The following is a 10,236-nucleotide window of genomic DNA, read 5'->3' on the forward strand; positions in this document are numbered from 1 at the left end:
GGGTCGGCGCCCTGGTCGAGGTGGATGATGTCCACCGCCGGAATCCCGCGCCGCTGGAACGGGACGTGGTCGTCGAGGACGGGCGTCGCGGGGCGATCGACGAAGTGCGCGTGCCCAAGACGCGCGGCCATGCCCCAGATGCGATCCTGCAGGGCGCGGCTTGCGCCAACGGAGGAGTACCCCTCGCGCGCGAACTCCGCCTCGCGATCGCCGACGAGGTCGACGAGGATCATTCCGACGATGCGCGCGCGCTCGGCGTCCGTGAGCGCCGCCGCGGCGAACTCCGAGCCTTGCGCCCAATCGGTGCCGGCGCCGCAACCCAGCCCCCCGTCGCCTTGGTCTTCGCCGTCAAAGAGGTAGAGGCGGAAGGAGAAATTGGCGCGCTGCGCGTCCAGCACGCGCGCAAGCTCCAGAAGGACGGCCACGCCGCTCGCGCCGTCGTTGGCGCCGACGACGGGGTCGCGGCGGCGTTCCGGATCCGGATCCTTGTCGGCGCAGATGCGCGTGTCGTAGTGCGCGGCCAGGAGGACCGTCCGCGACGAGGTTCCGGCCAGCTCGGCCACCACGTTTCGCATGGCGACGGCGCGGCCTTCGATCGTGCCCTCGAAGTCTTGGAACCCGACGCTCCAGTTGCGGGCGGAAAGCTCGGCGTGGAACAGGTCGGCGGCCCGCCGGCTCTCTGTCGTACCGGGGATGCGGTACCAGGCCTGGCCCGTGTCGGGGTCGCGGATCTGCGCCTCGACCCACGCAAGCGCGCGTTGCGCGTCAAACGGCACGCCGGGCGCCGGCGGCGGCGCTCCGTCGTTGGGCGCGGAGGGATCCACGCAGCCGGCGGCCAAGCTGGAAGTCGCGACGAGCAGGGCAAGGGCGACGCGACGCACGCGTGGAGCAAGCCGAAGGTCCCAATGAAACCTTCGGCGAGGGTTCTTGGACGGGCTTGCGCCTTCGAGGCCGGGGTGTTCCTTGGCGACCGATCCCTTCGCGGAACTGAAGGCCAAGCAGCGCGAAAGCTGGGCTCTCTTTGCGCCCATCGAGCAGATGACCACGCCCGTGTCCGGGCATCTCGTGCGCTTTGCGGGCGTGCGGTCCGGAATGAAGGTGCTGGACGTGGCCTGCGGCACCGGCGTCGCCGCCATCACGGCCGCGCGCGCGGGCGCCACGGTCACGGGTCTCGACTTTGCGCCCGAGCTTCTCGCGCGCGCAAAGGAGAACGCGGCCATCGCGGAGGCCGACGCCGTCACGTGGAAGGAGGGCGACGCGGAGAACCTTCCCTTCCGCGACGGCGAGTTCGACGTCGTGCTAAGCCAGTTCGGCCACATGTTCGCGCCGCGCGCGCAGGTGACGGCCGACGAGCTGCTGCGCGTGTGCAAGCCCGGCGGCACGGTCGCGTTTTCGACGTGGCCGCCTCAGTTCATGACGGGCCGCGTGTTCGCGCTCGTGGGAAGCTACTTGCCGCCGCCGCCTCCCGCCGCCAAGCCCGACCCGCCGCCGCAATGGGGAGACACGACGGTGATCCGCGAGCGCCTGGGCCCGCGCGTGCGCGACCTCGTGCACGACACGGGCACGATGCGCTGGCCCGCCCTCTCGCCGCAGCACTACCGGCAGGCGATGGAGAGCACGTCGGGCCCCATCCTCCAAATCCGCAAGAACCTCGCCAACGACGCGAAGAAGTACCAGGAGCTCCAGCGCGGCATCGAGGCTCTGGCGAGCACGTACTTCACGGACAACGTCGTCCGCATGGACTACCTGCTCACGCGAGCCACGAAGATCTGATCGGGCGGGTTCCGTCTCGCCCGGGCCGAGGCGTCAGACCGCCTCGGCCAGCATCTCCATGAACAAGGGCACGTCGCGCGTGTGGATCTTCGCTCCGGCCGAGGCCGGGTGACCGCCGCCCACGACGCCGTGCTCGAGCGTGAACTCCTCGGCGAACCGGCCGAGGTTCACGGGCGGCTCCCCGATGCCGCGGAGGGCGATGGAGCTCATCTCGCGTCGGCGGTTGATGAGGACCGCGATGCGGCAGCCCTGCTGCGCCGCGACGCTCGTGAGCGCGCGCGAGCCAAAGCCCAGGAGCGAGGGCTTCCGTCGGCCAAAGGAGAGGACGGCGATGCCGTTGTCGCAGACGACCTTGCTGCGCACGCGGTCGATGGCCTTGTCCCAACGGTGCTCGTTCACGACCTGAAGGTAGCGTCGCTTGACCTCGTCGATCTCGCTTGGCCAGAACCCTTGCGCCAGGCGGCGCGCGGCCGAGAGCCGGAAGCGGTCGTCGTCGATCTGCAGGCGCCACGCGAAGTCGAGGAGCGTCGCCTCGTCGCCGATGCGCTGCTCGCCGTAGAGCTCGATGGCGCGCGCGAGGCTCGGCGAGGCGCAGTACTCCACCTTGTCGGCGATGGCGGAGAGGTGGTCGAAGGCCGGAAGGCCCCCCCAATGGCGGTGGGCCACGCTTGCCGCGCTTCCCTGCTGGTCCACGACGACCCGCGCGTGCGGCTCCAGCTCGGAAAGGTAGTGCTCCGTCTGCTGATGATGGTCGATGACGACGACGGACTGGCGCGTCTTGGCCTTCATGTTGAGGGTCTTGACGAGCTTGGGCGTGAGCCCGATGTCGACGAGGTAGAAGATCCGGCTTCCGAGGTCCTTTCGCAAGACCTCGACGGCCGCGGTCGAGGAGGGCACGTAGGTCACGCGCCCCCGCTCGTGCTCGGCGAGGAAAAGCGCGGAGGAAACGATGCCGTCGACGTTCCCCCTCGTGAGGAGATGGACGTCGCGCTCATCCTTCCACGTGAGCGTCCCTGTGCACCCCGCTTCTTTCCATCCGGCGCGCGCTATTTATGCCTGCCGAAAACCGCGCCGCGCGACGGGCAAAGGCAGGTGCCGCGTAGCGGACGTTCGGAAAATGCTCGTTTTTCCGCAGGCCGCGCAACGCAGGCGCGCGCCCTCGCGGGCTTGCGGCGGAAGCCCGTGCCGGCACGAGCACCACGGGCACACGACCCGGCGCGCCAGAAGCGGAGGCGGTGTCCAGCTGTGGAGCGCCGGCGGGATGCGCATGGGGCGGCGCGCCTTGGCGTAGCCGCGACGCCACAGCGCCATGGCGACAAGACCCAACCCGACAAGAAGTGGCCAAAGCGGGATCTCCGCGATCGGCGGGGGTCCCAGCACGCCCGGGAGCGACGCCCGGTCGACGCGGGGAGCGCCCACGGCGAAGACCTGTCCGTTGGCGCCCACGGCCAGCAAGAGGTCGGGAAGGAGCGCCGGCGCGCCTGCCAGGCGGCTTGCGGAGATCTCCCACAGGAGCGTGCCGTTGAGAGCGCTGATGGCAAGGAGGCGCCCGTCGCGGACTCCGGCGTAGACGACGCCGTCGCCCAGCGAAACCGGCGCCGGGTACCGCCCAAAACCGGGATCGGCCACCTTCCACAGCAAGCGCCCGTTCCGGACGTCGTAGGTGGCAAGCCCTCCCACGGCCATGGACGGCGCCACGACACGCCCGTCCCCCACGGCCGGCGTCGCCAGGTCGGCCGGCCCCTGCGTCGCGAGCCACCGCCGCTTGAGCGTGGAGGCGTCAAGCCCGACGACAAAGCCCAGCCCGTCGGCCACGACGACCGTCTCGTCCCAAACGACGGGCGCTCCCACGAGACCACCGTGCACGCGGTTCTCGGCAAGCGGCGCGCCGTCGTGCGCGGCCAGGCTCACCACGCGCCCCTCGGCCGTCGCCGCGTACACGCGCGAGCCGGAAGCGGAAGGCGAGGCCACGATCGGCGCTCCAAGGTCGCGCGTCCACGCCGTCTGGCCGTCGCCGATCGAGAGGCTGTGGATGCGGCCCTCGGCATCGGCCACGAACACGCGGCCGTTTGCCACGGCGGGCGAGGCGTGGACCAAGGCGCCCACGGCGCGGGCCCAGCGCGTCTCGCCCGTTCGCGCCTCCACCGCGTGCACGTTGCCGTCCCAATCGGCCAGCACGAGCGTGGGCCCGTCGAGCGCCGGCGTGGCGCTTGCGTTGGCCCCAAGCTCGCGGCGCCAAAGCACCTCGCCGGTGAGCACGTCGCGCGCGGCGAGGCTTCCGGCCAGGGTGAGCGTAAAGAGCCGCCCGCCGCCGGCCACGGGAGAGGCCGCGATTTCCGCCTGCTCGTGGCCGTCCCAGAGCACGCGGGGCGGAAGAAGGCGCGTGCCGGACGCGTAGCCGGTGCGCGCGGACGTACGCTGGAACGTGGGCCAGTCGGATGCCGTAAGGTGCGGCTCGACGTAGTCGCCTCCGATGGGTCTTCGCGGCGTGGGCGGCGCTTGCGCGGCGCGATCGGCGGCCGTCTCGCGCGGGGGCGGGTCGGCTGCGGCCGGAGGCTCGGGGCCGTGATCGTGGCCCTCGTGCGCGAGCACGAGGCTTGCCGCTGTCACCGCAAGGGGCAACAACGCGCAGACGAAGGCGTAGATCCGGCGCACGGCCGTCGTTTTTCCCTGGCCGCTCTTGGATTTGTTCGAAGGATCGTATGCGCCCGGCGCGCTAGCGCTCCTTCTTGTACATCCAAAGGGACAGCGGCGCGAACACGGCCGTCGTGGCAAGCGACGCCACGAGCACGGCCGCGACGCTTGCCGCGACCTCCTGCCCGTGCATGAGGCCGCGCGTTGCCGTCACGAGGTGCGTGACCGGATTCGCGTTCACGACCGATTGCAGCCAGCCGGGCATCGTCGAGGGGTCGACGAAGATGTTGCTCACAAACGTGATCGGAAACAGCAGGAGGAAGCTTGTCGTCATGACCGATTCGGGCGACTGCACCTTCATGCTGATGACGATCCAGATCCACGACACGCTCACCGCAAGCACAAGCGAAAGGGCCACAGCCGCAAGGACGCCCAACGGGCCCGCCTCCGGGCGGAATCCGAGCCCAAGGCCCACGCCGAGAACGACGCCGGCCGACACGAGGTATCGCAGGACGTCCCCCAAAAGCGCGCCGAAGACCGGCGAGGACTGCCAGATGGGAAGGGACCGGAAGCGGTCGTACACGCCCTTGCCGATGTCCGTGTTGAGCCCCACGCCCGTGTAGACCGTGATGAAGAGCATGGCCTGCACGAGAATGCCCGGGAGCAGGAACTGGATGTACGTCGACGGCGAGCCCGCAAGCGCGCCTCCGAAGAGGAACGTGAACATGACGGTGAGCATGATGGGCATGGCCGTCACGTCGAAGAGCTGGAAGGGCACGTGCTTGATCTTGAGAAGCGCCCGCCAGCCAAGCGTAAGCGACGCCGACAGCGCGCCGGCCGGCGGCGGGCGCGGCCCCTTCGACAGCAGGCGATGAAGGTCGCCCGAGACGACGACCGGCTTCTCGACGGACTCGGCCATCATGGGCTTCCCCCCTGCGCCGTGCGGCCCGTGACCGCAAGGAACACCTCGTCGAGGCTGGGCGCGCCCACCGAGAGCTCGGCCACGGAGATGCCCGCTCGCGACAACGTGGAAAGCGCCTCAGCAAGCGCCGCCTCGTCGGGCGCATGCGCCAGAAGCGACTGCGGATCGCCCCCCGCGCGAACGCCCGGCAGCGACTTTGCAAGCAACGCCTGTGCCTCGGCCCGGCGCGTCGCCGGCTCGACGCGAAGGTGCAAAGCGCGCGCGCCCACGCTTGCCTTGAGGTCGCGGCTTGTCCCCTCCGCGATGAGCCGGCCGTGGTCGATCACCGCAAGACGGTCGGCCAGACGGTCGGCCTCTTCGAGATACTGCGTCGTGAGAAGCACCGTCGTGCCCTCGGCCGCGATCGCCCGCACGATGTCCCACACCTGGTTTCGCGACCGGACGTCGAGACCCGACGTGGGCTCGTCGAGGAACAGCACCTCGGGCGTCACGACGAGGCTTGCCGCGATGTCCAGACGCCTGCGCATGCCGCCCGAGAACGTCTTCGCCTGCCGCCCCGCGGCCTCCGCGAGACCAAAGGCGTCGAGAAGCTCGTCGGCGCGATCCTTGGCGCCGCCCCAGGAGAGCCCGAGCAGCCGGCCCACGAGGACGAGATTCTCGCGGCCCGTGAGATCCTCGTCGACGGAAGCGAACTGGCCCGTGAGGCTCACCTTGGCGCGCACGGCGGCCGAGTCGGCGACCACGTCGTGGCCCAGCACGCGCGCCGTGCCCGCGTCGGGGGCAAGCAGCGTGGCGAGGACGCGGATCGTGGTGGTCTTGCCCGCGCCGTTTGGCCCCAGAAGGCCGTAGACGGACCCCTTGCGGATGGAAAGGTCGAGGCCGTCCACGGCGCGCGTCTTGCCGAAGCTCTTCACGAGGCCGGAGGTTTCGATGGCAACGGACATGGGCAAGGGCGGCAGCCGCTGCGGATGGAAAAAGGTTCGGACGGGCGGACGCCGGTCACAAGTTTACTGCGCAAGTGCGCAGTAATCTTGGGGAGGCGCGCCCATCAATCCGGGGCGCCGAGGGCCGCGGCACGCCGGTCCTTGCGGGGATCGTTCTTGGCCTACTCCAATGGACCCGCCGCGCCGCAGGCGCGGTCCCGCGCCGCAGCGACAGCGGAGGCGCGGGCCGGCAGCCAAGAGCCGATGCGCGGCGGAGCCGCGCAAGGCGACTTGGCTGCTTTTCCGCGGTCCGCTTTTGCCGAAGCGCCCGAGCGAGCGCCGCAGGCGCGAGCGAGTGCGCTGAGGGAAAAGGGGACGCGCCCGCCCAGATTCGAACTCTCCGAGTTCTCATCTCGGATCCCGATGCGGCCACCGCTGCGCGGTGGCCGATACGCGCCCGCCGAGACTCGACCGATTCGCCCAGCGGAACGAGGGGGGTAAGCACCCTAGAAACCCCCTTACCTCGCCGGACTGACGACCGCTTCCTCAAGGCCCACGGAAAGCCCGTGGGCCACCCGACTTTTTTCATTTTTTCAGTCCCCCAGCGCAAGCCGTGGCCAGGGGTGGTTCGTTGAGGTCCCCCATCAAGTGGTTTGGGGGCAAGAGCCTCCTTGCCAAGCGGATCATCGACCGCATCCCGCCTCACGTTTGCTACGTGGAGGTCTTTGGAGGCGCGGCTTGGGTCCTGTTTCGCAAGGAGAGGTCGAAATCGGAGGTCTACAACGACCTCAACGGCGATCTCGTGAACCTCTTTGAGGTCCTGCGGGACCGGCAGGAGGAGTTTGCCAGAAAAGCGGAGTTTTTGCTGCCGAACCGGCCGGAGTTCTACCGCGCCCGCAACGAGCCGCGAGAGAACTTGGACCCGGTGGACCGCGCGCTGCGGTTCTTCACGTTGATCCACCACTCGTTCAACTGCAACCTGCGGCAGTACAAGCCCGTCCGAACGCGCGCCCCCGCCTCGGTAAACCTCGACCTCCTGCGGGATGCAAGCAAGCGGTTGCAGAAAGTGTGGATCGAGCGGCTCGACTTCGAGGAGTTGATCCGGAAATACGACGGGCCGGACACGTTCTTCTACCTCGACCCGCCGTACGCCGAGCTTTCGTTTGCAAGCGGCGTGTACGGGTGGAAAGACTCGGAGCACGACCGCCTGAAACGCGCCCTCGCCGGCGTGCAAGGCCGCTTTCTCGTCAGTTACCCCGACTGGCCCCGCTTCCGCAACCTCTGGAACGACCACCATATCGAGGCCATTCCGACCCGTTACAGGAGTTTCCGACGCGACGGGCAACACCGGTACGTCGACGAGCTCCTCATTTCAAACTACGAACCCTCCGCGAGTCCGCTTTTGAGGCCCGCATTTCAAGAAACCGTGGTGACCGCCGATGATGTACTCCTTGAACCTTAGCACGCCGCTCGTATTGCGACTGATCCACCTTGGAGAAAACGCCGAGGAAATCGACTTCCTCACGGAGTCGCAGAGAGATTCCTTGCGGCGCTTGGCGGCCGAGCTTCGCCGCAGGCTGGAGGATCTGCGTTGAACGAGTATGTAGAACGCGCTGAAATCCTTGCAGTCATCACGGCCAAAGTCGACCGCAACGGCCGCCTCTACCTTCGGAAGTACCGTGGGAAAACCGCTCGCATCCTCGTCCTTCGAGACGATCCTCAATCACCGCGGGCAGTCTTTGAGGCACGAAGGAAACTCTAGTCACAGAAACCAAAGTACCAACCCTTTCTCAAAATGAGACGATTTGACGAGCAAGAGGTTTTATCTCAGGCCATCGATGCGCCCTTAATGGTCGCCCCCCGCCTCTTCCAGCACACCTTCGGCCGCTCCGCCCAAACCAAAGTCCTTGACACCGTGTGGAATCGCCGCAAGACGGGCATCAACATTCGCGAGCTCTCCAAGACCACCGGCCAGAGTTATTTCTACACGGTGGCCGTCCTCGACAAGCTGGAGGAACGTGATCTCGTCACGCGCGAGGCCCGCGGCAACCAGTCGATCATCCGACCAAACCTCAAGAGCCTCGTAATTCGAGGCGTGACGAACGGGAAGAGATAGGCAGCTTAGCGCAACTCAAGGGGGGCGGCGGCGCAATCCAGGCACACGTGGTACACGATACCGGGCGGACCCGTGACGTGCCGTGCATGGAATTGCCAGGCCTCTCCGGTCACAAAGCGATCGCAAAATGCACACTTGGCGTGACCTTCCAGCGTGATCTTGCGGTAGTCTGCGAGGCGTACGTTCGTCGAGCTTTCCGCGAGCACGCGTTCCAGCCGTCGCACGACCCACTCGCGTGGTTCTGTCCCGCCCTCCATCCCGCCGTACCCCGACCTTTATTTCATGCACGAAAGTTCCCGGCATGAAAATGTGTCTGTTCGGTAGAACGAACACGTCCACCGGGGGAGCCTATCGCTGTCGTCCCTGCTTGGCCGAGGCAACGGCGATCGTCACGTCGAGATCGTGCCAGATGCCGCCTTCGCGCATCGCTTCGCACACGCGTTCGTAGTCGGCCTCGTTCTTGAAACAGACGTTGAAGACCACGCGCTGCTCCATGAACGGGCAATACCCGCTCAATCGGGCGTGCATCTTGGGCGGTGGTTGCGTTTTGGTTCCTTGGGGTTTCGGGTTGGAGGTCATTTCAGACTCCCCGCTGTAGCTGTTTCAACTCCTACATTAGCATCGCGGCGCGGCGCGCCGCATTTCGGTGAGAACGAAGCGCTCGAAACCCCAAGGCACCCGAACGACGGTTCTGCTATTCAGCAGGATGCGCGCCGCGTCGGCGTGTTTCTTCCGTCTCCAAATGCCGGCGGCCTTTTGCTTCCGCGCGCGTTCCACGTAGATGTCGTAGTAGGCCGTGTCTCCTGGGCCCTCCGGCAACCGAAAGGCGCGGATTCCAGCTTCGTGCAACAGGCCGATCAACGTTTCGGCAACGTCTTTTGGTGTCGCAAATGGAAGCGAATAGGCGCGCAGGGGCAGAGTTTCCTGGGGCCGTTCCGGGCATTTCTGCTCATGGAGGCACAGCACCTGTTTTCCGTAATGGAGGCCGCACCAGGGACAGGCGGGGTCGGGATTCAGGTTGCAGAAGACGCTATGCCTCCACCGCGACCGCTCATCGCCAAAAATCTCGCGGCAATAGCGGCACGCAAACTCGCGCTCCAGGAGCATGCTCGGTGCCTTTTTGGACCTCCTGGGAGCCTTTTGATGGAACGTTTCAAGGCCAAACATCTCTCATTCCTCGCTTATCCGAAATGCACGAAATTGGCGATGCGGCTCGTGTGCATCACGCCCTCCAACCCGTTCTTTTCGTTCACGTACAACGCCTGAAATGGAAGCATGGCGGCGATGAACGCGCCCACGTTTGAGAAACGGCCGGGCGCGGGATTCTGGAAATAGGAAGAAACTCGCTTGAGGTCGTTGAGGTCCGTCATCTTGAACGCCACACGGACGTTTGCCTGCGAGGCCATCGTGGTGTCCAAGAGCTGGACCCGCTGCGTCACCATGATGAGGTCGTTGGCGGTGGTGCGCGCATCGGTCACGAGGATCTGCGCGTACCTCGGCGTTTGCCCTTGGGGTGCAACGACATGCGCCTCCTCCACCAGGAGAACCGTTTCCCCGCGCTCGTAAACTGCGTGCGCGAGGTGGTCGAAGGCCTCCAGCATCTCGTCCAACGTGAGGCCTTGGGGCACGATGCGGAGGCTCGGATGCTTCTCGATGAGGCGCAGGAAAAACTTGTGCTTGGCTTGCCGGACTTTGGCAAAGGCGGCTTGGTTGAGGACGAACAGGGCCACGGCGAGGCCGCGGTACTCGTTTTTCTTGTCCCAGATCACAAGCGCCTTGCCTCGCTCCTTGAACTGGCTTGCCATCCAGCCCGCAAAGAACGACTTGCCGCTGCCGCTTTTGCCACTCACGAGCACGATGTCATTCTG

The 10,236-nt window shown here is 66.9% G+C and carries 11 protein-coding genes; 3 read left to right on the forward strand and 8 right to left on the reverse strand.

The window, feature by feature from the left end:
• A partial coding sequence (locus VM681_00170; protein ID HVL86409.1) for a M28 family peptidase occupies window positions 1-881 on the reverse strand: 881 nt, incomplete at its 3' end.
• Window positions 882-963: 82 nt separating this feature from the next.
• Between VM681_00170 and VM681_00175 the strand changes: the two genes are divergently transcribed.
• On the forward strand, window positions 964-1,773 hold the full coding sequence (locus tag VM681_00175) for a class I SAM-dependent methyltransferase (GenBank protein HVL86410.1): 810 nt from the start codon (window positions 964-966) through the stop codon (window positions 1,771-1,773).
• 33 nt (window positions 1,774-1,806) lie between these two features.
• On the opposite strand, the gene VM681_00180 is transcribed toward VM681_00175, so the two are convergent.
• The 4 genes from VM681_00180 to VM681_00195 all read right to left on the reverse strand — a co-directional run bounded on the left by VM681_00180 (window position 1,807) and on the right by VM681_00195 (window position 6,273).
• Window positions 1,807-2,679 (reverse strand): hypothetical protein, encoded by an 873-nt coding sequence (locus tag VM681_00180; protein ID HVL86411.1) that lies wholly within the window; start codon window positions 2,677-2,679, stop codon window positions 1,807-1,809.
• Window positions 2,680-2,823: 144 nt separating this feature from the next.
• Window positions 2,824-4,428 (reverse strand): PQQ-binding-like beta-propeller repeat protein, encoded by a 1,605-nt coding sequence (locus VM681_00185; GenBank protein ID HVL86412.1) that lies wholly within the window; start codon window positions 4,426-4,428, stop codon window positions 2,824-2,826.
• A gap of 61 nt (window positions 4,429-4,489) precedes the next feature.
• Entirely contained in the window at window positions 4,490-5,329 is an 840-nt protein-coding gene (locus tag VM681_00190) for an ABC transporter permease (GenBank protein ID HVL86413.1), read from the reverse strand.
• Window positions 5,326-6,273, reverse strand: coding sequence for an ATP-binding cassette domain-containing protein (locus tag VM681_00195; GenBank protein ID HVL86414.1), 948 nt, complete (start codon window positions 6,271-6,273; stop codon window positions 5,326-5,328). The genes VM681_00190 and VM681_00195 overlap by 4 nt, the downstream gene beginning before the upstream one ends.
• Window positions 6,274-6,883: 610 nt before the next feature.
• On the opposite strand from VM681_00195, the gene VM681_00200 reads away from it, so the two are divergent.
• On the forward strand, window positions 6,884-7,714 hold the full coding sequence (locus VM681_00200; protein HVL86415.1) for a DNA adenine methylase: 831 nt from the start codon (window positions 6,884-6,886) through the stop codon (window positions 7,712-7,714).
• A gap of 387 nt (window positions 7,715-8,101) precedes the next feature.
• Entirely contained in the window at window positions 8,102-8,368 is a 267-nt protein-coding gene (locus VM681_00205; GenBank protein ID HVL86416.1) for a hypothetical protein, read from the forward strand.
• Window positions 8,369-8,716: 348 nt separating this feature from the next.
• Here VM681_00205 and VM681_00210 read toward each other — a convergent pair whose 3' ends face one another.
• The 3 genes from VM681_00210 to VM681_00220 all read right to left on the reverse strand — a co-directional run.
• A complete protein-coding gene (locus VM681_00210) occupies window positions 8,717-8,896 on the reverse strand; it encodes a hypothetical protein (protein HVL86417.1) in 180 nt (59 codons plus the stop codon).
• A gap of 87 nt (window positions 8,897-8,983) precedes the next feature.
• Window positions 8,984-9,475 (reverse strand): hypothetical protein, encoded by a 492-nt coding sequence (locus VM681_00215; GenBank protein ID HVL86418.1) that lies wholly within the window; start codon window positions 9,473-9,475, stop codon window positions 8,984-8,986.
• A gap of 74 nt (window positions 9,476-9,549) precedes the next feature.
• A partial coding sequence (locus VM681_00220) for a DUF87 domain-containing protein (protein HVL86419.1) occupies window positions 9,550-10,236 on the reverse strand: 687 nt, incomplete at its 5' end.

Source organism: Candidatus Thermoplasmatota archaeon, from assembly GCA_035541015.1.
Taxonomy (GTDB): Archaea; Thermoplasmatota; SW-10-69-26; order JACQPN01; family JAIVGT01; genus DATLFM01.